The 24,349-nt window shown below is 70.5% G+C and carries 26 protein-coding genes; 20 read left to right on the top strand and 6 right to left on the bottom strand.

Annotation, left to right across the window (positions count from 1 at the left end):
• Positions 1-245: 245 nt before the first annotated feature.
• Positions 246-665 carry a DUF5318 family protein gene (locus CXP56_RS13370; RefSeq protein WP_028847061.1) on the bottom strand — a complete coding sequence of 140 codons (420 nt, stop codon included), beginning with the start codon at positions 663-665 and terminating at the stop codon, positions 246-248.
• Between the two features lie 215 nt (positions 666-880).
• Between CXP56_RS13370 and CXP56_RS13365 the strand changes: the two genes are divergently transcribed.
• From CXP56_RS13365 to CXP56_RS13345, 5 genes are all read left to right on the top strand, one after another.
• Positions 881-1,429: a PadR family transcriptional regulator gene (locus tag CXP56_RS13365; RefSeq protein ID WP_028847062.1), complete on the top strand. Its 549-nt coding sequence runs from the start codon at positions 881-883 to the stop codon at positions 1,427-1,429.
• A 55-nt stretch (positions 1,430-1,484) separates the two neighbouring features.
• A complete protein-coding gene (locus tag CXP56_RS13360) occupies positions 1,485-2,573 on the top strand; it encodes an inositol-3-phosphate synthase (protein ID WP_028847063.1) in 1,089 nt (362 codons plus the stop codon).
• Positions 2,574-2,709: 136 nt separating this feature from the next.
• A complete protein-coding gene (locus tag CXP56_RS13355) occupies positions 2,710-2,925 on the top strand; it encodes a hypothetical protein (protein ID WP_286901307.1) in 216 nt (71 codons plus the stop codon).
• A 146-nt stretch (positions 2,926-3,071) separates the two neighbouring features.
• A complete protein-coding gene (locus CXP56_RS13350) occupies positions 3,072-3,281 on the top strand; it encodes a hypothetical protein (protein ID WP_028847065.1) in 210 nt (69 codons plus the stop codon).
• A 287-nt stretch (positions 3,282-3,568) separates the two neighbouring features.
• Positions 3,569-5,674: a PhoX family protein gene (locus CXP56_RS13345; RefSeq protein WP_286901306.1), complete on the top strand. Its 2,106-nt coding sequence runs from the start codon at positions 3,569-3,571 to the stop codon at positions 5,672-5,674.
• A 131-nt stretch (positions 5,675-5,805) separates the two neighbouring features.
• Here the strand turns inward: CXP56_RS13345 and CXP56_RS13340 are convergent, their stop codons facing one another.
• Entirely contained in the window at positions 5,806-6,345 is a 540-nt protein-coding gene (locus tag CXP56_RS13340) for a hypothetical protein (protein ID WP_286901305.1), read from the bottom strand.
• Between the two features lie 117 nt (positions 6,346-6,462).
• On the opposite strand from CXP56_RS13340, the gene purD reads away from it, so the two are divergent.
• The 9 genes from purD (at position 6,463) to CXP56_RS13295 (ending at position 14,718) form a co-directional block, all read left to right on the top strand.
• A complete protein-coding gene (gene purD / locus CXP56_RS13335; protein WP_286901304.1) occupies positions 6,463-7,752 on the top strand; it encodes a phosphoribosylamine--glycine ligase in 1,290 nt (429 codons plus the stop codon).
• Between the two features lie 96 nt (positions 7,753-7,848).
• Positions 7,849-8,310 (top strand): PE domain-containing protein, encoded by a 462-nt coding sequence (locus CXP56_RS13330; RefSeq protein ID WP_051309990.1) that lies wholly within the window; start codon positions 7,849-7,851, stop codon positions 8,308-8,310.
• Between the two features lie 22 nt (positions 8,311-8,332).
• A complete protein-coding gene (locus CXP56_RS13325; RefSeq protein WP_028847069.1) occupies positions 8,333-8,965 on the top strand; it encodes a DUF3558 domain-containing protein in 633 nt (210 codons plus the stop codon).
• A gap of 6 nt (positions 8,966-8,971) precedes the next feature.
• Entirely contained in the window at positions 8,972-10,825 is a 1,854-nt protein-coding gene (locus CXP56_RS13320; RefSeq protein ID WP_286901302.1) for a PPE domain-containing protein, read from the top strand.
• Positions 10,822-11,592: an ESX secretion-associated protein EspG gene (locus CXP56_RS13315; protein ID WP_286901300.1), complete on the top strand. Its 771-nt coding sequence runs from the start codon at positions 10,822-10,824 to the stop codon at positions 11,590-11,592. The genes CXP56_RS13320 and CXP56_RS13315 overlap by 4 nt, the downstream gene beginning before the upstream one ends.
• 138 nt (positions 11,593-11,730) lie before the next feature.
• Entirely contained in the window at positions 11,731-12,042 is a 312-nt protein-coding gene (locus CXP56_RS13310; protein ID WP_028847072.1) for a hypothetical protein, read from the top strand.
• Positions 12,043-12,063: 21 nt separating this feature from the next.
• Entirely contained in the window at positions 12,064-13,227 is a 1,164-nt protein-coding gene (locus CXP56_RS13305; RefSeq protein ID WP_028847073.1) for a lytic transglycosylase domain-containing protein, read from the top strand.
• Positions 13,228-13,303: 76 nt separating this feature from the next.
• The gene (locus tag CXP56_RS13300) at positions 13,304-14,434 is read left to right on the top strand and encodes a pyridoxal phosphate-dependent aminotransferase (RefSeq protein ID WP_084609086.1); all 1,131 of its coding nucleotides are present in this window, start codon (positions 13,304-13,306) and stop codon (positions 14,432-14,434) included.
• Positions 14,435-14,541: 107 nt separating this feature from the next.
• A complete protein-coding gene (locus CXP56_RS13295; RefSeq protein ID WP_156899136.1) occupies positions 14,542-14,718 on the top strand; it encodes a hypothetical protein in 177 nt (58 codons plus the stop codon).
• A 139-nt stretch (positions 14,719-14,857) separates the two neighbouring features.
• Here the strand turns inward: CXP56_RS13295 and CXP56_RS13290 are convergent, their stop codons facing one another.
• The gene (locus CXP56_RS13290) at positions 14,858-15,934 is read right to left on the bottom strand and encodes a threonine aldolase family protein (RefSeq protein WP_051309991.1); all 1,077 of its coding nucleotides are present in this window, start codon (positions 15,932-15,934) and stop codon (positions 14,858-14,860) included.
• Between the two features lie 136 nt (positions 15,935-16,070).
• On the opposite strand from CXP56_RS13290, the gene CXP56_RS13285 reads away from it, so the two are divergent.
• The 4 genes from CXP56_RS13285 (at position 16,071) to CXP56_RS13270 (ending at position 20,031) form a co-directional block, all read left to right on the top strand.
• A complete protein-coding gene (locus CXP56_RS13285; RefSeq protein ID WP_028847076.1) occupies positions 16,071-16,595 on the top strand; it encodes a SigE family RNA polymerase sigma factor in 525 nt (174 codons plus the stop codon).
• Positions 16,582-17,340, top strand: coding sequence for a hypothetical protein (locus CXP56_RS13280; protein WP_051309993.1), 759 nt, complete (start codon positions 16,582-16,584; stop codon positions 17,338-17,340). Before CXP56_RS13285 ends, CXP56_RS13280 begins: the two co-directional genes overlap by 14 nt.
• 46 nt (positions 17,341-17,386) lie before the next feature.
• Entirely contained in the window at positions 17,387-17,998 is a 612-nt protein-coding gene (locus CXP56_RS13275; protein WP_286901298.1) for a TetR/AcrR family transcriptional regulator, read from the top strand.
• A 173-nt stretch (positions 17,999-18,171) separates the two neighbouring features.
• The gene (locus CXP56_RS13270; RefSeq protein WP_286901297.1) at positions 18,172-20,031 is read left to right on the top strand and encodes a long-chain-acyl-CoA synthetase; all 1,860 of its coding nucleotides are present in this window, start codon (positions 18,172-18,174) and stop codon (positions 20,029-20,031) included.
• Positions 20,032-20,036: 5 nt separating this feature from the next.
• Here CXP56_RS13270 and CXP56_RS13265 read toward each other — a convergent pair whose 3' ends face one another.
• Entirely contained in the window at positions 20,037-21,245 is a 1,209-nt protein-coding gene (locus CXP56_RS13265) for a hypothetical protein (RefSeq protein ID WP_028847079.1), read from the bottom strand.
• A 30-nt stretch (positions 21,246-21,275) separates the two neighbouring features.
• Here CXP56_RS13265 and CXP56_RS13260 point away from each other — a divergent pair, with 30 nt between their 5' ends.
• The gene (locus CXP56_RS13260) at positions 21,276-22,310 is read left to right on the top strand and encodes a DNA polymerase IV (protein ID WP_286901295.1); all 1,035 of its coding nucleotides are present in this window, start codon (positions 21,276-21,278) and stop codon (positions 22,308-22,310) included.
• Here CXP56_RS13260 and CXP56_RS13255 read toward each other — a convergent pair.
• Both CXP56_RS13255 and CXP56_RS13250 read right to left on the bottom strand, forming a co-directional pair.
• Positions 22,296-23,072: a hypothetical protein gene (locus tag CXP56_RS13255; RefSeq protein ID WP_286901294.1), complete on the bottom strand. Its 777-nt coding sequence runs from the start codon at positions 23,070-23,072 to the stop codon at positions 22,296-22,298. The two genes, CXP56_RS13260 and CXP56_RS13255, sit on opposite strands and share 15 nt — an antisense overlap.
• Positions 23,073-23,342: 270 nt before the next feature.
• Entirely contained in the window at positions 23,343-23,546 is a 204-nt protein-coding gene (locus CXP56_RS13250) for a cold-shock protein (RefSeq protein ID WP_028847082.1), read from the bottom strand.
• A 126-nt stretch (positions 23,547-23,672) separates the two neighbouring features.
• Between CXP56_RS13250 and CXP56_RS13245 the strand changes: the two genes are divergently transcribed.
• A complete protein-coding gene (locus tag CXP56_RS13245) occupies positions 23,673-23,954 on the top strand; it encodes a metal-sensitive transcriptional regulator (protein WP_028847083.1) in 282 nt (93 codons plus the stop codon).
• The last annotated feature ends 395 nt before the right edge of the window (positions 23,955-24,349 follow it).

The following is a 24,349-nucleotide window of genomic DNA, read 5'->3' as shown; positions in this document are numbered from 1 at the left end:
GCTGCTGGTGGCGGGGCTGGCCGGTCGCCGGGCGACGGCCGCCCGGGGCGCCCGATTGCCGTGGCTGGGGCCGCTGCCGTGCCGGGTCGCCGGACGACGGCCACTGCGGATCCCGGTCGGCGACCGGCCATCGGGGCTGCCTGGAGGAAGGCCACTCAGGGCGGCGATGGTCGCTCACAGCTCGACCTCCCGGGCGCAGACGTCAACGCGGGTGAGCCAACCCTGCGCGGAGCGGGTGGACAGTGTCACGGGGCGGCAGACTTTCGTGATCGGGGACGGGACCTGGGCGCGCCGGTTCCGGGCTCGCCCGTGCCCAGAACGTAAGACATGGCCAAATGGTTCCACCCGCACGCGTGGCACACCTCCACCACGTAGACGGTGAACTCGGCGAAGAGGTTCGCCATTCGCTCGAGTTCGGCCGAGTTCCGGGCCGAACCGGACGCCATTCCAAGCTCGTCACCATACACCCAGGCCACCAGCGCCAGCTGCGATTTGCCGCACACCGGGCAGTCGTGCTCGGCCGGCTCGCCGTGGAAGCGCGCCGCCTGCCGCAGGTACGGGCCGGCGTCGCAGACGTCCTCGCGGGTCAGGAACCCAGCGCGATAGCGCCGCAGCACGGCCAATCGCTGCAGCCCGTAGTCGACGATCTGACGCTGGTTTCGCACCGTCCTCCTCATTTCGGGCGGTTGTGCCCAGCGTAGAAGACAGTCTCCGTCCGGTCACAGCCCCAACCTCGTACTGCACCCTCGATCGCGCCGTTTGCCCAGGTCACACGTTCGATGGTGGCACTCGATGTATCGGACCGATATACTGGCCTGGCATATCCGGCCGAGACGTCCGTATCGATCGTCGCGGCGTTGAGTTCGTCGGGGAGGTGCTCGTGCTCGAGTTCGCGATCCTCGGGCTGTTGCACGAGGCACCGATGCACGGGTACGTGCTGCGCAAGCGGCTGCACGAGACCCTGGGCACGTTCCGCACCTTCTCCTACGGCTCGCTCTACCCCACGCTGCGCCGGATGCAGAAGGCCGGCTGGATCGTCGAGGAGGACGATCCGCCCGACAAGGACGGTCGGGCGTGGGGGCGCCGAGCGCGCCGGGTGTACAAGCTCACCGCGGAAGGCAAGGAGCGCTTTGCCGACCTGGTGGCCGATGCCGGCCCGCAGACCTGGGAAGACGAAGGGTTCGGCGTTCACCTGGCGTTTTTCTCGCGTACGCCGCGCGACGTGCGTATGCGGATCCTCGAAGGTCGGCGTCGCCGGGTCGAGGAACGGCGCGAAGGGTTACGAGCCGCGCTCAGTCGCGCCGAGGAGCGAATAGATCGATACACCCGGGAATTGCACCGGCTCGGCCTGGAGAGCACGGAACGAGAGGTGCGCTGGCTCAACGAGCTGATAGCGCACGAGCAAGCCGAGCAGCGCGACAGCGACTGACCCGGCTCGCTCCGAATTCCATTCGCTCACCCGATAGCACTAAGGAGATACCGGCATGGGCAAGAACCGAAGTGTGCGCGTGGCAATCGTGGGCGTTGGCAACTGTGCCGCGTCCTTGGTGCAGGGCGTGCACTACTACCGCGATGCGGACCCGGAGACCCGTGTCCCGGGCCTGATGCACGTGGACTTTGGTGGCTACCACGTCGGCGACGTCGAGTTCGTTGCGGCGTTCGACGTCGATGCGAAGAAGGTGGGCCGCGACTTGGCGGAAGCCATCGTCGCCAGCGAGAACAACACCATCAAGATCACCGACGTGCCGCCGCTGGACGTGCAGGTGCAGCGCGGTCACACGCTCGACGGCCTTGGCCAGTACTACCGGGACACCATCACCGAGTCCGACGAGGAACCGGTGGACGTGGTCAAGGTGCTGCGCGAGACCGAGGCGGACGTGCTGGTCTCCTACCTGCCGGTGGGCTCGGAGGACGCGGACCGCTACTACGCCCAGTGCGCCCTCGACGCCGGGGTGGCGTTCGTCAACGCGCTGCCGGTGTTCATCGCCTCCGACCCGGAGTGGGCGCAGAAGTTCACCGACGCGGGCGTGCCGATCGTGGGTGACGACATCAAGTCGCAGGTGGGCGCCACCATCACCCACCGGGTGCTGGCCAAGCTGTTCGAGGATCGCGGCGTCGAGCTGCAGCGCACCTACCAGCTGAACTTCGGCGGCAACATGGACTTCATGAACATGCTGGAGAGGTCCCGGTTGCAGTCGAAGAAGATCTCCAAGACGCAGTCGGTCACCTCGCAGATCCCGCACGAGATGGCCAAGGCGGACGTGCACATCGGTCCGTCCGACTACGTGCCGTGGCTGGACGACCGCAAGTGGGCCTACGTCCGGCTGGAGGGCCGTGCCTTCGGTGACGTGCCGCTGAACCTGGAGTACAAGCTCGAGGTGTGGGACTCGCCGAACTCGGCGGGCATCATCATCGACGCCATCCGTGCCGCCAAGATCGCCAAGGACCGCGGCATCGGCGGGCCGATCCTGTCCGCGTCCTCCTACTTCATGAAGTCGCCGCCGGTGCAGTACAGCGACGACGAGGCTCGCGAGGCCGTGGAGAAGTTCATCCGCGGCGAGATCGAGCGGTGACAGTTCGTCACCCTGGCCGCCCGGCGTGTGCCCCCGCGCACGCCGGGCGGTTCCTTTTCGACCGGCGATGTTCTTTTCTTGCGCTCTGCCTTCTCGTCCGGTGATCCGTTCATGCCCGCCACCGCGTGTGATGGTCATGACACGAAAAGTGAATTCTCGACCCAGCAAGCACATCGGCAAGGCGATCGCCCGGGTGGTACTGGCCGGCGCGGCCGCGCTGACCCTGGCAGGCGCCATCGGGGCCGGGACGGCGGCCGCCGACATCCGGCCCCAGCACCCGGCCTACCCGGACTACCCGGCCAGCCCGGTGCTGCCGCCCACCGGCGAGCACTGGGTCCGGCCACTGCCGTGATACGGAACTGATTCCTTGCCCAGCGGGCAGGCCGCGACGACCTCGCGCCCTGCCCGCTGCTTGGTTGCTGTGATCTTTCACGCACTCCTGCCATCCCCGGTGAACTGTTCACATGATCACACCGTGTCAGTGGCATGGCGCACTAGGTGAACACCAACCGCAGCAAGAAGATGATCGTCGGCGAGGCCGCCCGCGTCGTGCTGACCGGCGCGGCCGCACTCGCCCTGGCCGGAGCCTTCGGCGCCGGGACGGCCGCCGCCGCCCCGGCCGACTGGATTCCCGTGCAGCCGGTCAGCCCGGCGCTCCCGGTAGCGCCGAGCACCCCGGGCATTCCCTCGGTCCCGTCGCTGCCGTGAATCACAAGTGACTCCCTTGCCCAGCGGGCAGGCCGGCGTACCCCGCGCGGCCTGCCCGCTGTCTTTTCTCACCCCACCTCCTCACTCCGCCGCGCCGGCCCTCCCGGACGCTCGCGTGCCACTCCCGGCGGTGAACAAGCGGACGAAATTGTCATTCGAATGCCGGTTGCCGGAAATTCGCCGGTCGAGCAGACTGTTCGCGCGAAATTCACCAAAAGGTGGTCTGGACCACACGGTCAACGCATAGCGTCACGTCGTTCCCGTCCGACCTGCCAAGGGAGGCCCGGATGTCCACCCCATCTCAGCGACGCCTACTGCCCCTGCTGACCAGGTACCCGCTCGGCAGGCAGCGGGTGACCTGCACCTACCGGTGCGGTGACCAGTGCTTTCACCCGGCGCCGAACACCACGGACAACGAGTACTTCGGTGAGGTGCTGACCAAGGTGCTGTCCAGGCGTGGCGCGCTGCGCTCCGGCGCGGTGGTCGCGGCCGCGGGCACCGGGGCGGCGCTGCTGTCCGGCACCGCGGCCGCCGCACCCGCCGACCGGCACCGTCCCGGCAAGCCGGGAAAGTCCGGCAGGCCCGCCCCCGGCACCGACTTCGAACCGGTGGAGCCGAACACCCTCGACGAAGTGGTGGTGCCGAAGGGGTACCGCCAGCACGTGGTGATCCGCTGGGGCGACCCGGTGCTGGCGGGCGCGCCGGAGTTCGACTTCGACAACCAGACGGCCGCCGCGCAGGCCAAGCAGTTCGGCTTCAACTGCGACTACTGCACGCTGGTGCCGCTGCCCGGTGACCCGCACCGGTGGCTGATGGTCAACAACCACGAGTACACCACCGAGGAGTTCATGTTCACCGGGTACGACCCGGAGAACCCCACCGAGGAGCAGGTCAAGATCGGCTGGGCGGCGCACGGCATGTCCGTCGTGCTGCTCGAGACCGACAAGCGCACCGGCGCGCTGCGGCAGGCTCCGGTGTCGTCGCCGAAGGCCCGCAAGTACAACCGGCGCATCACGCTGCACACGCCGTTCACCGTCCAGGGACCGGCCCGCGGGTCGAAGTACCTGCGGACCAACGCCGACCCGAGCGGCACCACGGTGTTCGGCACCATGAACAACTGTTCCGGCGGTCACACGCCGTGGGGCACGATCCTGTCCGGCGAGGAGAACATCCACCAGTACTTCGCCTACGCCGACCAGGCCCCCGACGACAAGACCAGGGAACGGTACGCGCGATACGGCATCAACACCGGCGCCAGCCACCGCAAGTGGGAGCGGTACGACGAGCGGTTCGACCTGACCAAGGAGCCGAACGAGCCCAACCGGTTCGGCTACATCGTGGAGATCGACCCGCTGGAGCCGGACTCGACGCCGATCAAGCACACCGCGCTGGGCCGGTTCAAGCACGAGGGCGCCAACCTCATCGTCACCCCGGACCGGCGGGTGGTCGCCTACATGGGCGACGACGAACGGTTCGAGTACCTGTACAAGTTCGTCTCCGACGGCCGGATGAAGCCGGGCATGAGCAAGCGGGCGCGCGAGCACAACAAGCGGTTGCTCGACTCCGGCAAGCTCTACGTGGCCAAGTTCCGCGGGGACAGCCCGGCCGAGGAGATCGACGGCAGCGGCAAGCTGCCCTCCGACGGCGAGTTCGACGGCACCGGCGAGTGGATCCTGCTGGCGCACAACGACAAGTCGTACGTACCGGGGTTCACCGCCGATGAGGTCTATGTGTTCACGCGCATGGCGGCGGACGCCGTCGGCGCGACCAAGATGGACCGTCCCGAGGACGTCGAGCCGAATCTCAAGACGCGCCGGGTCTACGCCGCGCTGACCAACAACTCCGAGCGGGGCGCCGAGGGCAAGGCGGGCCCCGACGAAGTCAACCCGCGGGTGAACAACAAGCACGGCCAGGTGCTCGAGCTGATGGAGGACCGCAACGACAACACCTCCACCACGTTCACCTGGCGGCTGCTGCTGGTCTGCGGCGACCCGAACGATCCGAGCACCTACTTCGCCGGCTACGACAAGTCGCAGGTCAGCCCGATCTCCTGCCCGGACAACGTGGCGTTCGACAGCTACGGGAACCTGTGGGTCACCACCGACGGCAACGCACTGGGCAGCAACGACGGCCTGTTCGCCGTGCCGCTGGAAGGCAAGGAGCGCGGGCACGTCAAGCAGTTCCTGACCGTGCCGCCGGGAGCGGAGACCTGCGGTCCGGTGATCACCAAGGATTTCGTGCTGGTCTCGGTGCAACATCCCGGTGAGGTGGACGGCCACAGCGCGGACAACCCCGCGTCGCACTGGCCGGACGGCGGGTCGTCACAGCCGCGGCCTGCGGTGGTGGCCGTCTACAACCCGCACGGCAGCATCGGCAAACCACGCGGACGCTGACCGACGGCCTCGAGCCCGGTACGGTCCTGGCACGACGAGGCCCCTTGGCATCCGGCACGACCCGGACGGCCAAGGGGCCCTCGTCTTGTCGTCGTCCTTGTCGTGGTCCCGTGCCGGGTGCGGGCAGGTGCTCAGCCGACGTAGTCGATCTTCCAGGTGCCGCCGCTGCGGACCAGGTTGTAGGAGTCGGTGGCCGAGGCCTTGGTGTGGTTGCGCTTGGCGATCAGTTTGTGGCTGACGATGGCTTCGCGGCCTTTGACCCGCACGTCTTCCGGCGCCACCTTCAGTGCGGACATCTTGGCGCCGTTCAGCTGCTCGTGCGTGTACTCCACGCCTTCGGCACAGTTCGACGCTCCGGGGTTCATCGCGTAGACGTCCCGCAGCGTGCTGGTCAGCAGGGCGCACGCCCGCTTGCCGTCGCCGCGGTCCACCGCCCGATGGAAGTCGTCGATGACGCGCACGACCTTCTCCCGGTCGCGCTGCTTACTGTCGACTGTCTTGTTCTGGACCTGTTTGACAGGATCGGCAGCCGCGCCGGCTTCTCCGGAGTCGGCCGCGGACCGCGCACCATCCGGCTGTTCCGCCGCGCCACACGCGGTCAGCACGCCTGCGATCCCCGCCACGACGGCGAGCCCGATGGCCTGTCCGGTCCTTCGCTGTGAAGTAGACATCGCCAACCAGTGAACCACGACAACCGTTCTGACCTGGGCCGATCGTGACACGGGGCATACCGGCCGGTAACCATGCCCACGCCAGGGACCGGCCCGTCGCCCGCTACGCTGCACGTCGTGCGCGTATTGGTAATCGGCTCCGGAGCCCGCGAACACGCGTTGGTGTTGGCCGCATCGCACGATCCCGCCGTCACCGCTCTGGCATGTGCGCCGGGCAACGCCGGGACCGCCGCGATCTCCGAACAGCTCCCGGTGGATGCCACCGATCCCGCAGCGGTGACCGCACTTGCCAGGGAATGGCGGGCCGACCTGGTGGTCGTCGGCCCGGAAGCACCGCTGGTCAACGGCGTCGCCGACGCGGTGCGCGCGGCCGGCATCGCGTGCTTCGGGCCCAGCGCCGCAGCCGCCCGCATCGAGGGCTCGAAGGCCTTCGCCAAGGAGGTCATGCGCGCCGCGGGCGTTCCGACCGCCCACAGCGAAGTCGTCGACAACCCCGCGCACATCGACGCCGCGCTCGACCGGTTCGGCCCCATCTGGGTGGTCAAGGACGACGGGCTGGCCGCAGGCAAGGGCGTGGTCGTCACCGACGATCTGGCCAAAGCCCGTGCGCACGCGGTCACGCTGCTCGACGGCGGGCATCGTGTGGTGCTGGAGTCCTACCTGGACGGCCCGGAAGCCTCGCTGTTCTGCCTGGTCGACGGCACCACGGTGCGTCCGCTGCTGCCCGCGCAGGACTTCAAGCGGGTCGGCGACGGCGACACCGGGCCGAACACCGGCGGCATGGGCGCCTACGCGCCGCTGCCGTGGGCACCGGACGGGCTGGTCGACGACATCGTGGCGCGCATCGTCCAGCCCACGGTCGACGAGCTCGCCAACCGCGGCACCCCGTTCACCGGCCTGCTGTACGCCGGGCTGGCGCTGACCGCCGACGGGCCGCACGTGGTCGAGTTCAACTGCCGGTTCGGCGACCCGGAAACGCAGGCCGTGCTCGCGCTGCTGGAGTCCCCGCTGGCGACGTTGCTGCACGCCACGGCCACCGGGAAGCTGGCAGAGCAGCCCCCGTTGCAGTGGGCACCGGGAGCGGCCGTCACCGTCGTGCTGGCCGCCGAGGGCTACCCGGGCCGTCCCCGCGTGGACGACGTGATCACCGGCGCGGACGCCCCGGGCGTGCTGCACGCGGGCACCCGTCGTGCCGAGGACGGGTCGGTGCGGTCCTCCGGTGGCCGGGTCCTGTCGGTGGTGGGCACCGGGGAGGACCTGGAAGCCGCCAGGACAAACGCGTACCAGCTGCTACGTTCGGTGCATCTGCCCGGCGGCCACCACCGCACCGACATCGCGCTTGCTGCGGCCCGCGGCGAGGTCACCGTCCCCGGTGGCGACCAGGCACAGGCCGCGGCAAACGGATAGTTCCCGGCGAAACCGGACCGCTGAGCTTCCCCGAGTTGGTAGCCTGCCCAGAAGCGACTACTGACACGGACCGTGAGCACGGGGGTGTGAGCAGCAATGGTCAGCTCAGCGGGGGGAGCGACGAGCTCGGCAGGCGGCGCGACGGGCTCGGAGACCGGCCCGCCGGACACCACCGGTGACGCCGGTTCCGGTATCGGCAACGACGCTCGCTCGGTAGCCGTCGACGTAGCCGCCGGGGTGCGTATCACGGTCGAGCCCCAGCAGATCCTCGAGGCGGCCAAGCTCGTCGTCGAGCAGGCGGACGCACTGAGCGACGCCCTGCTGCGGCACGGCCCGCTGATGCGCGTCGGCCCGCCATCGGAGAACGCGGTGAGCAAAGCCGTCGCGGACGCCTGGAACAGCGTGATCGTCGACGGGGACGAGTCGTATCTGGCGCGGGTCAAGCAGTACCTCGCCGAGCTGCGTCAGCTGCAGAAGCAGCTGCGGGAAGCGGCCGAGCGGTACCAGCTCGACGACGACGAGATCGCCGCGGCGTTTGGTGAACGACGTGCCGACTAGGCAACGCGCAGCACGCTTCACCGTGCCCGGGTCGTTGCCGGCGCGCGCCGCCGCGCTGGCAGCCTTGGCGTGCGCAGCAGTGGCGTGCACGCCGACGGAAGGCACCGGATCCCCGCTGTCCGAGCCCAGCGAGGGCGCCGGACCACCGGCGGAGGCGCAATTGCCCGGCCGCCCCGCCGAGCTCCCGCTCGACACGGTGGATCCCTGCACGTTGTTCTCCAAGTCGGCGTTGCGCGGCCTGTCCATCGACCGTGACCCGCGAGCAGGCACGGCCGACGGCATGCGTACCTGCACGCTGCACCAGCAGAGCGAGCAACCGATGTACGACGTGCTGGTCACGGCTTACCCCGACGCCGGCGTGGAGACCTGGATCTCCGGCCGCACGGCCCGCCCGGGAGCGGCGGCGGTGCAGCAAAGGGTGATCGACGGGTTCCCGGCCGTGCGCATGACGCCGAGTGAGCAGGCGCCCGGCGAGTGCGATGTGGCCGTCGGCGTCGCGGAGAGCCAGTCGTTGCATGTCCGGGTCAGCGCCTACCCGAGCACACAGTCCTCCGAAGAGCGGTCCGAGGAACCGGACGCCGAGCACCCGCAAGCATGCGAGATCGCCGAGCAGGCAGCCGCCGCGGCGGTCGCCGCGCTACGCGAGAAGGGGTAAGAGGGGATGGACGCGGAGAAGATCCTCAAGATCACCGGCCACCGCTTCGAGGGCTACACCCTCGGGATGCTCGCCATCGAAGTGGAGCTGTTCAAGCAGGGCCCCGGCTCCGGAACCATCGCGGAAGCGGTCGACGCGCTCAAGTCGGTGGCCACCGCGCTCGGCGCGGTCGACGAGGCGCTGCGGGAGGGCTTGCGCAAGATCGGCGCCTCGTGGCAGAGCGCCGCGGGCGAGCAAGTCGCCGCCGTGTTCACCAAGGACGTGGACTTCGCCGCCGACGCCACGAAGAAGCTGAACGACAGTGCGCAGGCCGCGTTCGTCATCAGCGAAGCGTTCACCAGCATGGTCAACAAGCTGCCGGATCCGGAGACGCTGCGGGCCGGGGAAGAGGGCCTGAACCTCGGTGACGTGCTGGCCGGCCTGATCGGGCACGAGACCGACCATGCGGCACGGGTGCGGTCGGCGAAGGCCGCGCGGGACCAGACGGTGGACGCGATCAAGGAGTTCCAGCTCACCGCCGCGAACGAACTGGAGGGCATTCGGCCGCTGGACGAGCCGCAGCAGCTGCACCTGGACGACGGCACCGGCCCGCGCCCGCCAGTGGGCAGTGTGGGCGGTACGGCGACGACGACCTTGGCGAGCGTCAGTGTCCCGCCCGGGGCCGAGACGCAGATCCCGGCCAGTGCGGGTCCCGCGGGCGCGCCGGGTGCGGCGGGCTGGGCCAACGGCGGCCGCGGCACGGTCGGACCCGGCACCGTCCCGGACGGCGCTCCGGCACCGCCACCCCCGGTCACCGACCGGCGGTCCTCGCACGACAGTGGCACGAGCCCGCACGCCAGCGCGCCCGCGACGGACGTGCCGGCTGGCACCTCGCCGTCGCAGGCCGGGGCGACGGCGCCGAGCAGCGGCCACGGCAGCACCGTGATCGGCGCGGTGGGCGCCGTGCCCGTGCCCGGTGGGCAGTCCACCGGCAGCAGGCCCGCCCAGACCGTGCCCCCGGGTGGGCATGGTGTTCCCGGGGCATCAGGCGGGTCCGGTGGTACCGGCGGGTCCGGTGGTTCCGGTGGCTCCGGTGCCTCCACGGGCGGAGCCGGACGGGGCGGAACGAGCACCGGGCCGGGCGCGAACGTCGGCGAGCAACCCGGCGGGAAGGACTCCGGCCCTGCGCCGCGCGGCGACGCGCGGCAACCGGGTGGTGGCTCGGCGGGCGGGATCGCCGCGGGAACCGGTGGCAGGCCGGGCGGGAGTGCGGCGAGCGGTGGCCGCTTCGTGCCCGGCCCGGAAGGCTTCGCCGGACGGGGTCCCGGAGGCAGCCAGCACGGGTCGAACCAGCCGCCGGAGGGGCCGGGCGGCCGCGGACCGGGCGCCGCGCCGCCTCCGGACAAGCTGGCAGGCGGCAGGATCTCCGGCGTCACGCCGTTCGGCGGGCAGGCCGCCCCTGGTAGCGCCACCACCTACGTGGGCGGCACCCCGTCGGGGGTGTCACCGGCCGCTGCGGGTGCCGCCGCGAGCGGTGCGGCCGCGCTGGCGGCCGGTGGCGCGGTCGGCGCGGCAGGTACGGAAGAGGACAAGCAGCGCCGCGCGCAACAGCTCGGCAAGCACACGGTGGTCGACGGCAGGCAGCTGTACGACTTCGACGCCGGGGAAACCCCGGGTGAGGACGAAGCGCGAGCGGTGGAGAAGGTGGAGCCGGAGCAGGCCGCCGACCAGCCGCGCTACCTGGAGCAGGCCGCGATGCCGCCCGGTGTCACCGAACAGACCCGGGTCCGCACGCACGGAGTCGACGACGTCGACCTGTTCGCCGACCAGCGGCTGGTCGCCCCCGAGGTGATCGGGGACGAGCGGGGAGAGACCCGGTGAGCGAGCAGGCGGTGGTGCTCTCCACCGTCGAGTTCGACGTGCTGTGGGAGGAAGAGCGGCTCGGCACCCGGCACGTCGCGCTGGAAACCCCCAGCCCCGGTGTCACCTACGCGGAACGCGCCGAGATCGTGGAGAAGGCGTGGATGTCACTGGCCGAGCGTGGGCTGGCCAACGGCAGGCGGGCCGACAACGACCTGCTGGACGTCATGGGCTTGCTGGCCGCCCCGGAGATCAGCATCGACGTCTGGGTGTGGGCGCCGGAGCAGCGCGTCTCCGGCCTGGCAGCGTGCAGCGGGAACTACGCCGTGCTCGGCGTGGTGGACGGTGACGAGGTGTGGCTGGTGCCCGCGCAGCCGTCGACGCTGGCGGAGTCGGCCGTCTCGGTCATCGGGGAACTCGGGCCCGGTGTCGGCCAGACCGTGTCGATTCCGCACGACGTCCTGATCGAAGCGGCCGGCATCGCCCGCGGTGACGCACACGCGCTGGTCACCGCGCTCCAGGACCGCGGAGTTCCGCTGTACACCGCGCAGGAACTCGCCGGCATGCTGCTCGGCCAGCAAGCGCGCGGCCAGTGGGGCGCGCAGCGGCGCACCCCGGACGGTGTGACCCGGCGGTGCGAGTACGTGGTGGCGTTCCACGACACCGATGCCGGACGGTATCTGATGCAGGTCGAGCGCAACCCGGACGGCGTGGAGTGGTGCACGGTCACCCCGGCCGACAACGCGCTGCTTGCGCAGCGGGTGTGGGAGCTGCTCGAGCAGGTGTGACAAGCGCGTTCGCACCATGGGTGAAATCCGCGCAAGCTGAGGCGGGCCACAGTGGCCAGTTCCTACAGTTGGTCCCGGAACCACTGCCGGGTCAGCCTCGTCCCAGGCTGCAGGGCAGGCGTCGAGAGGGGTCGATCCGTGACGGACCGGGCGTACAACCCAGACGAGATCCGCGCCGTCGGGAAGAAGGTCAGCCAGCTGAGCCCGAAGATCAAGCAGGCGGGCACCGGCCTGGACGGGCTCGGCGGCGACAGCATGTTCGGAGAGCTGCCCAGCTCGGGCGCCATCTCGGCAGCGCTGAAGAAGTTCGTCTCCGGCGCGCGGAAGGAGTTCGACGCCGGTGCCGAGCAGGCGAGCAGCACCGGCGCGTCACTGGCCAAGATCGCCGGGCGGATGGACGCCGACGAGGAAGAGGGCGCGCGCACCTTCCGCGGCAGGCAGCCCGAGTGACGGTGGGGGGACAAGGAGCACATGGGACTGGGAATGCCGCCCAACTGGGGCGAGGTGACCGAGCGGGAAGCGAAGATCGCCACGGCCGACCCCGGCGCGGTGCGCGCGATCGAGGCCAAGCTGTCCACGGCCGCCGACAGCGCGGACGACCAGAGCAGCGCGTTCAAACGCCTGGCCGGTGAGCTGCGCGAGGCGTGGCAGAAGGGGTCCGATGCGGACGCGCTGATCGGCCACCTGACCAAGCTGAGCTCGGCGGGCGCCAAAGTCAACGGCAAGCTGGAGAAGGCGGCCAAGGCGCTCGACGCGCTGGCCGACGTGCTGGAGAACACCAAGAAGCAGGTGAAGCAGATCCGCGAGAACGCGGAGAAGCAGATCCAGAAGAACAACGCCGAGGCCGAGAAGGCCATGCGGCTCAACGACCCGTACGAGAAGGGCTTGGTGCCCGGCCCGTACGTCCCCGACGCACAGATCCAGGCCGACACCGTCAAGAAGAACGAGAAGGTCGCCCAGGACGCGGCCGAGGACATCCAGCGCAAGCTGGACGAGGCGGATTCGGCGATCGCCGACGCGATGAAGACGCTGGACGACATCGACGGCGGTTACACCAGCGTCGGCAAGCCGGGCGAGTCCGGGACCAGCCCCAGCTCCTCCGAGCCGGTGAAGCACCCGACCAAGAGCGGGCCGGACCTGGGCGGCAACGGCTCCGGTGGCTATTCCGGCGCCTACTCCGGCGGTGGCGGAGGGGGCGGTGGCTACTCCGGCGGTGGCGGCGGAGGGGGTGGCGGCTACGGTCCGTCCGGCCCGCCGCCGACCAGCGGGCCGCCGCCGGGCAACGTCGAGGCGTGGATCCGGGAGGCCATCAAGATCCTGCAGGAGCACGGCGTCCCGGTGACCGAGGAGCACATCGACGAGATCTGGACGATCATCCAGAAGGAGTCCGGCGGCAACCCGCACGCGATCAACAAGTGGGACTCGAACTGGGAGCGCGGCACGCCGTCCAAGGGCTTGATGCAATGCATCGACCCGACGTTCCAGCGGTACAAGCTGCCGGGCCACGACGACATCTGGAACCCGGTGGACAACATCATCGCAGGCGTGCGCTACATCTTCGACCGCTACGGCGGCTTCGAAGGCCACCCGGGCCTGAAGTCGATGGCCCGCGGGGGCGCCTACCAGGGCTACTGACGGGTACTAGCCTGGCGGCGTGACTGCTGCGTTTCCCGGTCCGGCGTCCCGCGCCGACGTCGCACCGTTCCACGTCATGGAGGTGCTCTCGGCCGCGGCCGCCCGGCAACGAACCCACGGCGACGTCGTCACCATGTGCGCGGGCCAGCCGACCGCCGGTGCGCCGAAACCGGTGCTCGCGGCCGCGGCGGAGGTGCTGGCCGGCGGCGACATCGGCTACACCGAACAACTCGGCATCCCCGAGCTGCGGAGCGCGATCGCCGGCCATTACCGGCGAAGCTACGGCGTCGCGGTGAGTCCGGACGACGTCATCGTGACCACCGGCTCGTCCGGCGGTTTCCTGCTGGCGTTCCTGGCGGCGTTCGACGCCGGGGCGCGGGTGGCGATGGCCCGCCCCGGCTACCCGGCGTACCGGAACCTGCTGTCCGCGCTGGGCTGCCAGGTGGTGGAGTTCCCCGTCGGCGCGGACACCCGGTTCCAGCCGACCGCGAGCATGCTGGACGAGCTGCACCGCGCGCAGCCGTTGGACGGGGTGATCGTGGCCAGCCCGAGCAACCCGACCGGGACGATGCTGTCGCCCGGCGAGCTGGCGGCGATCGCGGGCTGGTGCTCCTCCCACGGCGTGCAGCTGATCAGCGACGAGATCTACCACGGCATCTGCTACACCGAGCGGGCCGCCACCGCGTGGCAGACCAGCACCGAGGCGATCGTGCTCGGTTCGTTCTCCAAGTACTTCGCGATGACCGGCTGGCGGCTCGGCTGGATGCTGGTCCCGCACCGGCTGCATCGCGCGGTGGACGTGCTGACCGGCAACTTCACCATCTGCCCGCCGACGCTGTCGCAGCGAGCGGCCGTGCACGCGTTCACCGAGGAGTCGTACGCCGAGCTGGACGGCCACGTGCAGCACTATCGGGAGAACCGGGACAAGCTGCTGAACGGGCTGCCCCGCGTCGGGATCGACAAGATCGCCCCGATCGACGGCGCGTTCTACGTGTACGCGGACGTGTCGGAATACACCACCGACAGCCTGAGCTGGTGCCAGCGGCTGCTGTCCGAGACCGGAGTGGCGATCACGCCCGGCATCGACTTCGACCCGGTGGACGGCGGGCGCTTCGTCCGGTTCAGCTTCGCCGGGCCCTCGTCCGACATCGACGAGTGCCTCGGCCGGCTGGGTCGCTGGCTCAGGGAAACCCGGAGAACACCCTGATCTCTCGCCGTCACGCGGCGACAGGTGGCTCGCGCACTGGCACGCTGGAGTCATCGGAGAGCGACGGCACTCGTGACCGCCGCGCTGCGACCACGAAGGACGGAGACATGGAGATGATCCTCAAGATCGCCGGTGCGCTGCTCATCCTCTGGCTGGCCTTCACCCTGATCGGGGTGCTGGTCAAGGGCCTGTTCTGGCTGGCGGTGATCGGCGGCGTGCTGTTCGTCTGCACCGCGGCGTACACCGCGCTCAAGCGCGGCGCCGACAAGCACATCCGCTCGTAGCGGGCCACCACGACCGCGACCAGGCGTTTCCCGCCGGCGGCCGGGCACGCGGGCCAGCGGGCTCGGCAGGCGCGGCCCGAAGGGCTGCCAGCCCTGCCAGGAGCCCCGGCCGAGGGCGCACGGTGACCGCGTGACGGCCTCAGCCGACCTGCGCGGACGGGCCGGGGTCGAGCACCTTGCGGCGCGAGGCGTCCGCCAGCCGGTCCAGCACCGAATCGATGTCGCCTTCCGACACGTCCCGGTGCGTGACGAACCGGATCCGCCCGCCGCCGGAGAGCACCAGGACGCCCAGCTCGGTGAGCACCTGCATGGTGCGCGGCACGTCCGGCACCCGCGCCATGACGATGTTGGTCTGCGGCTCGTCGACGTCCCAGCCCAGCTCGGCAAGCCCGGCGGCCAGCCGCCGGGCGTTGGCGTGATCCATCGCCAGCGCGTCGATGTTCTCCAGAGCGCACAGCCCCGCGGCCGCCAGCACGCCTCCCTGGCGCACGCCGCCACCCAGCATCTGCCGCATGCGGCGGGCCCGCGCCACGAACTCCTCCGAACCGGCGACCACCGAACCGACCGGAGCGCCGAGGCCCTTGGACAGGCACGCCGTCACGGTGTCCGTGCCCACGGTGAGTGCCGCGGGTGGCACCCCGAGCGCGACCGCGGCGTTCCACAGCCTGGCCCCGTCCAGGTGCACGGCCAGCCCGGCCTCCTGCGCCACCGCGACCAGCTGCGCATGCTCGTGCGGCGGCATGACCGCGCCACCGGCATTGGTGTGGGTGTTCTCCAGGCACAGCAGCCGGGTGCGCAGGGCGTAGTACGGCGGCGGATCGGCGGCACCTTCCACCGCCTTGGTCAGCGTCTGCACCGACGGCCTGCCCGGGCCCGCGTCGGTGGGCAGCGGGTGCGGCATGCCGCCGGCCAGCCACGCCCCCGACCCGAGCTCGTCGGTCAGCACGTGGGCCGCCTCCGGCGCCAGGTACCGGTCGCCCCGCTGCAGGTGCAGCGACAGCGCGATCAGGTTGGCCATGGTGCCGGACGGGATCCACAGTGCGGCCGGCTTGCCCAGCAGCTCCGCGGCCCGTTCCTCCAGCTCACGCATGGTCGGGTCGTGCTCGAGCACGTTGTCGCCGACCTTCGCCGTGGCCATCGCCGCGCGCATCTTCTCGTCCGGCTGGGTCACCGTGTCCGAACGCAGATCGACCGGTGTTGCTGCCGTGAAGGTCACGGTTCGATCACATCACACGTGACGGGAGCAGCGAAACCGGGGTGGGTGAACGGGGTTTCGCACTCACCGCACATCCGGCGTGCAACCCTAGGCGGCATCGATTCCGTCCCTGGTGCAGATGCGGAGTGTCCGGCGCGTGGATCAGCGCGATGAGCAGGAGTTCGCGGAGTACTTCGCACGACGTCTCGACGCCGTGCGGCGCACCGCGTACTTGTTGTGTGGTGACTGGCACCGTGCCGACGATCTGGCCCAGGTCGCGTTCGTCGCGTTGCATCGGCGGTGGCGCAAGGTGCGTGACCGGGGCGCGCTCGACGCCTACGTCCGCCGGACGTTGGTGCGGGCGGTGATCGACGAGTCGCGTCGCCCGTGGCGGCGGGAGCGCTTCGTGAACGACATGCCCGAACCGCCGGGGGCCGTACAGCCGGAGAAAGGACTGGACGACACCGTCGTGACGCGAGAGATGCTGCTGGAAGGACTGCGCAAGGTGCCGCCGCGGCAACGCGCGGTGCTGGTGCTGCGCTACTTCGAGGGGCTGGACGTGGCGGCCACGGCGGAGGCGTTGAAGTGTTCGGAGGGCACCGTCAAGAGCCAGGCGGCGCGTGGGCTGGCCGCGCTGCGCGCCGCCCTGGGGTCGGAGGTGAACGCTCATGGACGAGCGTGACCTGCGGCGGTTGTTCCAGGAAGCGCCGGGTGAGGTCCCGCCGCCGAGCTTCGGGCTGGCCGACGTGCAAGCCGCGTCCCGGCGCGCTGCGGCCCGCCAGCGGATGCGGATCGCCATGGCGTCGTCGGCGGCCGCGTTGGTGCTCGTCGGCGGAGGCCTGTTCGCCGCTGTGGGGCCGCTGTCCGGCGGCGGTAACTCCGGCGGCGCAGGCGGCGACATAGCTGCCGAGGCACCACAGATGGGCGTACGGACGAACAAGCAACCTTCCGGCGCGCCGGAACGTCCTTCAGACGGTGGCTTCCCCTCGGGGGGCGAGGCATCGTCCAAGCAGGGGGGCGGTACCTTTTCCGCCCCCGAGGGGAACGCCGCTCGCACCGAAAGGTGCGCAGTGGTCGACCGGAAGCTCGCCACTGCCCTCGCTGGCGAGCTTCCGGTCGACCCTTCCTCCGAGCCGATTCCCGGCGACCTGTCCTGTCCCGCAGGCGTGACGTCGGCCGCCTACCGGGTCAGCGACGGCCCTCGGCGCGGCGTCGTTTCGGTCGCCAGGGTCTCTGCGCGGCTGGCCGCCTCACCCGCCGCGGTCGACCAGCTCAACGCGGACGATCTCCCGGACGCGAGCGCGGAGGCCGCCGACGGGTCGGTGATCGTCGTGGTGTCGCGCGGGGAAGGCAGCAGCGAACCGCCGTACGCATCCCGGTTGCTCCAGATCGCCGAGGGAATCGCCGCGGCGTGGCCAGGGCGGTGATCGACGTGCCCAGCAGACCGGCCGGAAAAAGGCAGAATACGCAGTCGTGACCACGGGCAGCACACCGAAAGGCGAGCGCCGCCGGGCAGCGTTGGTGGAAGCCGGTGCACAGCTGCTGGTGGAGGCCGGCTTCGACGCGGTGCGGCACCGCGCGGTCGCCGAGCGGGCCGGCTTGCCGCTGGCCTCGACGACGTACTACTTCTCCTCGCTCGACGACCTGGTGACCGCGGTGGTGGAACACCATTCCCGGCGCGAGCTGGAACGTGGCTGGCGCAAGCTGGCCGAGCTGGCCAACCGGCAGCGGGGCGTGGCCACCATCGTCGAGCTGATGCTGGACAACCTGCTGGGGCCGCGGCAGCCGACCCCCGAGGCCGACGCGGAGTATGTGCTGCTGCGCTACGAGCGGCTGGTGGCCACCGGCCGCCGCCCCTACCTGCGGCCGCTCATGCGTGAGCTGGGCAGGGAGCTGCGCGAGCTGCTGTCGGAGGTGTTCGCCCGGTCCGGCAGGCCGGTGACGCCGGACGAGCTGGAGCGCTACATCGCGCTGGTCGACGGTGCGGTGGTGAACGCACTGATCGAAGCGGACCCGGATCCTCGCGCGGTGGCAGGCCGGATGCTCACCGCGGCGCTGCAGGACAGCGACCGAGACCCTGCGTAGCCCACGGCGACGGCCTGGCGGCCCGATCCGGCAGCCGCCGCCGACGGTCCCCGGAGCACGGAGAGGGTGCGCCGAACCACATCAGGCGCTGTCCATGTCACCTTTCGGTTGCGCAACCTACCCTACTGGCTAGTAGGGTCGCCGCTGGGGCAGCGAGGGAGGCGGTGATCGGGATGGCTTCGATCGACGCGACTGCGGCGCAGGGGAGCATGCCGCGCGATCGCAGAGTGCGCCTGTTCGACGTGCTCAAGGCGGCGCCGTCGCTGATCCCGGACGCGCCGCGCATGGCATCCAGCGCGGTCCGGCTGCTCACCATGAAACCGAGCACCGTCGCCTCGGTCGGCCTGGTGTTCCAACGCGCCGCGCACAAGCACCCGGAGCGGGTCTTCCTGCGCTTCGTCGAGCCGGACGGCACGGTCCGCGAGCTGACCTACGGAGACGCCAACGAGCTGGTCAACCGGTACGCGTCGGTGCTGTCCGCGCACGGGGTCGGCGACGGCGAGGTGGTCGGCATCCTGGCCACCAACCGGCCGGAAACCCTGCTGGTCGCGCTGGCCACGGTCAAGCTCGGCGGCATCGCGGGCATGCTGAACCACCACCAGCGCGGCGAGGTGCTCAACCACAGCCAGCGGCTGCTGAACAGCCGGGTGCTCGTCGTCGGCACCGAGTGCGCCGAGGCCTTGCACAGCCTGCCGAAGCAGGACCTGCGCGGCACGGTGCTCCGGCTCCCGGACGACCAGGTGCGGTCGGACACGCTGGCCGAGTATCCGAGCCTGGCCGAGCTGGCCAGGTACGCCCGCGACAGCGACCCGCCGCAGTGCGCGCAGGTGCGCGCCGCCGACAAGGCGTTCTACATCTTCACGTCCGGCACCACCGGCCTGCCGAAGGCCAGCACGATGTCGCACCTGCGCTGGCTGAAGTCGATGACCGGGATCGGCGGGCTCGGCGTGCGGCTGCGGCCGTCGGACACGCTGTACTGCTGCCTGCCGCTGTATCACAACAACGCCTTGACGGTGTCGCTGTCGTCGGTGCTGTCCGCCGGGGCGACGCTGGCGCTCGGCCGGTCGTTCTCGGTCAGCCGGTTCTGGAGCGAGGTGGTGCGCACCGAAGCGACGGCGTTCGTCTACATCGGCGAGCTGTGCCGGTACCTGCTGAACGCGCCGGAGAAGCCGGCCGAACGGGAGCACCAGGTGCGGGTGGTGGTCGGCAACGGCCTGCGACCGGAGATCTGGACCGAGTTCACCCGGCGCTTCGGGATCCGCCGGGTCGCGGAGTTCTACGGCGCGAGCGAGTGCAACCTGGCGTTCATCAACGCCCTCAACCTGGACCGCACGGCGGGCATCACGCCGCTACCGTTCGCGGTGGTGGCCTACGACCCGGTGACCGAGCAGCCGGTGCGCACCCCGGCGGGGCGGCTGCGCAAGGTCAAGACCGGCGAGATCGGCCTGCTGCTGACCAAGATCACCCATCGTTCGCCGTTCGACGGCTACACCGACCCGGACGCCACCGAGCAGAAGGTGATCCGGGACGCCTTCAAGCCCGGCGACGCCTGGTTCAACACCGGCGACCTGGTGCGCAAGCAGGGCTGGAACCACGTAGCGTTCGCCGACCGGCTGGGCGACACGTTCCGCTGGAAGGGCGAGAACGTGGCCACCACCGAGGTCGAAGCCGCGCTGACCGAGCACCCGGACATCGAGCAGGCGGTAGTGTACGGGGTGACGGTGCCGGGCACCGACGGCAAAGCGGGCATGGCCGCGGTGAAACTCGTCGACGGGGCCAAGTTCGACCCGGCGGGCGTGGCCGCGCACCTGGTACGACGGCTGCCCGGGTACGCGGTGCCGTTGTTCATCCGGATCATCGACGAGGTGCAGCAGACGTCCACGTTCAAAAGCCGCAAGGTGGAGCTGCGCAACGAGGGCTTCGACGCCGGCAAAGTGTCCGATCCGCTCTACGTGCTGCCGAGCCGGGAAACCTACGTGGAGTTCTATCCCGAGTACCCCGGCGACGTCGCGTCGGGCAAAGTGCGGATCTGATCCGCTCAGCCGCGCTCGGCAGGCCAGCGAGCCAGGTAGGCCGCGCGCGCTGCCAGGCTGACCCGGATGTCCGCCACCAGCGGGTCGAAGAACTTGTCCCGGTACACCGGGTCGGTGGCCGCGGCCCCGGCGAAGTACAGGCCGGAGAAGGCCGCCAGGAAGATCGACACGTGGATCAGTTCGTTGGGCACCGGGATGGACAGCCCGAACAGCCTGCCACCCGCCGGGTCCGGCGGATGCGTCAGCCACGCCTCGATCAGCGGATCGGTGACCGCGATGGTGCCGAAGACCACGAAGAAGCCGAACACCAGCAGGGAGAAGAACACCACCTGCACCGCCTGGGCCAGGAAGAACACCAGGGCGATGTTGAATCGCTCGGAGCGGGACAGCGGGTACGCGCCGATGTCGACGTCGCCGCGCACGTGCGCGGCCAGCGGCGTTCCGGCCAGGCGCTCGCGGAGCTCGTCGACGGTGCCCGCCGCCTGCTGCCGCTCGAGTTCCCGCATCTCGTCGGAGACCACCGCGCGCAGGAACAGCGCGCCGAGCAGCACCAGGAACCCCACCACTCCCCACAGCCGGGCACGGTCCATGTGGCGGGGATCGACCAGCTGCCACACCTCGGCGGCGATGAACGACAGCAGGATGACCACCATCAGCAGCGGCAGCGCCTTGGAGGCGAGCGTGCCGACCGCGTTGACCTGTTTGACCGCGACCCGGGCCGCCCAGGCCAGGATCGAGCCCGCGCCGAGGTAGGTCAGCAGCAGCAACAACGCCACGCTGCTTGCGGTCACCGTCGCGGACACCCAGAACGGCTGCTCGTGCAGGCCGGTGACCTGCTCGACCACCAGCACCGCCACGGTCACCGCCAGCACCCCGACGGCGACGAGCATCTGCCCGCGGTCGCCGAGGCGGCGCATCGACCGGGACACCAGCCAGCCACCCAGCGGCGGCACCACCAGCGCACCGACCGTCAGGCCCAGCACCACCAGGGCGAACCCGGTCGACTCCCGGCCCTCCCCCGGCCACAGCGCGCCGACCCGGTCGACGACGTAGGCGAGGATCTGCAGGATCGGCTCGACCAGCAGGAAGAACACCAGGGACGGGGTGGCCCGCGGGAGCAGGTCGACGCCGCGGTCCCGGCGGCGCACCACCAGGGGCAGGCCGCGCCTGCGGAACCACGCCTCGGCCCGCTCGACCTCGCTCAGCTGATCCACACCGACAACCTAGCGGGGCAGACTGGGGTCATGCGCTGGGTTCTGCACGTCGACCTCGACCAGTTCCTCGCGGCGGTCGAGATGCTGCGGCGGCCCGAGCTGCGCGGCAAACCGGTCATCGTGGGCGGGCGGGGCGATCCCACCGAGCGGGCGGTCGTGGCCACGGCGTCCTATCCGGCCCGCGCGTTCGGGGTCCGCTCCGGGATGCCCATGCGCACCGCCGCCAAGCGCTGCCCGGACGCGATCTTCCTGCCGACCGACCCGGACACCTACAACGCGGTCTCCGAGCAGGTCATGGACGTGCTCCGGTCGTTCGACGTGCCGGTCGAGGTGCTCGGCTGGGACGAGGCTTTCCTCGGCGTGACCACCGACGACCCGGAGACGTTCGCGCGGCGCATCCAGCAGCGGGTGCGGGAGGAAACCGAGCTGGACTGCACCGTGGGCATCGGCGACAACCGGCTGCGGGCCAAGATCGCCACCGATTTCGGCAAGCCCGCGGGGATCTTCCGGCTCACCGCCGAGAACTGGTTCGCGGTGATGGGCGAGCGGCCCACGGACGCGTTGCACGGCGTCGGGTCGAAGACCAAGGCGAAGCTGGCCGCGCTGGGCATTCACACCGTCGATCAGCTCGCCGCCGCCGACCGCGACATGCTGGCCGCGCGTTTCGGTCCGGTGATGGGCCCGTGGTACCGGCACCTGGCGCACGGCCGCGGCGAGACCGAGGTGGCCGCGACGCCGTACATGGCACGTTCGCGGAGCCGGGAGACCACCTTCCAGCAGAACCTGACCGAGTGGGCCGACGTCGAAGCGGCCACCGCCGAGCTCGCCCGGCGGGTCAGCGAGGACGTCGCGGCCGAGGGCCGCCCGGCGGTGCGGATCGCCGTCAAGGTGCGCTTCGCACCGTTCTTCACCCGCACCAAGAGCGCGAAGCTGCCGACGCCGACCAGCGACCCGGCCGAGCTGGAGCGAGCCGCGCTCGCCGTGCTGCGGGAGTTCCCGCGGGACCGCCCGATCCGGCTGCTCGGGGTGCGGGCGGAGTTCGCGAGGGATTCACACGCCGGGTAGCCGCTTGGGCAGCAGCACCGAGCTGGCGCACAGCCCGTAGCCGAGCACGGGAGCGAACGCACCGAGATCCAGCGACAGGAAGTCCGAGGTCCCGGTCAGGTCGGTCACCGCGTAGACGTGCACGGCACCGGCCACCAGCAGGACGAGGACGGCCACCCGGCGGAACATCGACACCGCGACCTTGAGCATGAAGGCCACCACGACGATGGCCACCACCGCGACCCCACCGATGATCAGATCGACCTGGCTCGGCTCGGCGCTGTCGCCGTCGACGAGGCCGAACAGCGGCCGTGCACCGTGCCACACCGCCAGGTAGGCGAGCCCGAGCAGGGTCAGGCCTGCCCAGACGACCTTCATCGCGACGGATTCGAACAGCGCGGCCAGCGTCAGGACCACGCTCAGCGCGGCCAGTGGATAGGTGAGCAGGAACAGGTACCACTCGCCGAAGCCGCTCGGCTCGCCGAGGTCGATCGCCTCCCACGCCTGAAGCGCGGTGAGGTCGCCGTCGCCGGTGGTCACCCAGGGCAGCAGGAACAGGCTGATCGCGTGCACGGCGACGCCGGCCACGGCGAGGATCAGCCCGAGTCCGGGCAGCCGCAGCCCGGGGCCGGGTTCCGGTGCCTGGTACGCCGGAGCCTGCTCCGGGCGATACCGGTCCGCGTAGCCGTCGCGGTGCGGGGCCTGCTGGTACTCCTGGTGCGGGGCCGGTGAGTAGTAGTCACCGCCCGCCTGTGGTGCGTGCCCGTACGGCTCGTCGGTCATGCGCTGCGGGTTGCCGTACCCCGGAGGGCGACGGCGCTGAAACGGCGGTTGAGACACGCCGCGCACAGTAGCGGTTCGGGCTGGTCGTCGGAAACCCGTTGCCCGGATGTTCGCCGAGGTTCGCCCCGCTTGGTGGAAAGCGGCGCGCGGACCAGCACCGCCACGACCGGGGAAGTCGGCAACAACGCGGGGGCCGACGTGCTCGCCGAGCGCCAGCACCGCCGCGACCGGGGAAGTCGGGCTGTTCGCGGGCTCGCGGTCCGCCGACGGCTAGAGCACCCGTACGTTGGTCGCCTGGGGCCCTTTCGCCCCGTTGCCGATTTCGAACTCGACTCGCTGGTTCTCCTCCAGGGTGCGGAATCCGGTGCCCTGAATCGCGGTGAAATGCACGAACACGTCGCGACCGCCGTCATCGGGCTGGATGAATCCGTAGCCCTTTTCCGAGTTGAACCACGCCACGGTGCCCTGAGCCATGTCAATCCTCTCGACGCGCGGGGAGTCAAACACGCGCCCGAACACGGTGTCAAGAAACCGGCAGGACGCTCACCGGCCGCCCGGCGAGCACCGGATTTTCATACCCCCTCCGGGTATCCTGGGCGCATGCACGGATACACCGAGGACAAAGACCGCTACCTGAAGCGGCTGCGGCGCATCGAGGGTCAGGTCCGGGGCATCGCCCGCATGGTGGAGAAGGACGAGTACTGCATCGACATCCTGACCCAGGTCTCCGCGGTCACCAAGGCGCTGCAGGCGGTCTCCCTCGGCCTGCTGGACGAGCACCTGAAGCACTGCGTGGCCGGCGCGATCGCCAACGGCGGCGCGGACGCGGACGCGAAAGTGGCCGAGGCCAGCGCTGCGATCGCGCGGCTGGTCCGTTCTTGACCCGCGCCGCGGCGTCCGATCCTTTCTCGCTCGGTCAATTGGCAGGTCGCATCGGGAACAATTCACGATCTCCTGCGCCGATGCGGTGATCTTGTCACCGGCCATAGCCCCGCGCGGCACATTCGTGAGCTCGTCGAGCCCCGCGGTTGCCGCCTGGAAAGCCTGGTACTTGGCGTCGAATCGCGACGCGGCGCCCGTCGGCCGTCGCCCCGCAAGGCTCAGCGCCGCTCGGCGGGCGTCCCGCGGAACACCGAGGTCACCCGGCCCTCGTGGCCACCGCGAAGCGCCCTCGCCCGGTTCGCTCGTTCGTGTCACGGCGCGGCGCACCATACTCACCATTGGTGACGCGATTCGTCTCTGCGTTGACACCAAAGTGACGAACACCGCGTCGATTG

This window comes from Thermocrispum sp., from assembly GCF_002919275.1.
In the GTDB taxonomy this organism is placed as follows: Bacteria; Actinomycetota; Actinomycetes; order Mycobacteriales; family Pseudonocardiaceae; genus Thermocrispum; species Thermocrispum agreste.
This window is presented reverse-complemented; position numbering and strand designations above follow the sequence as displayed.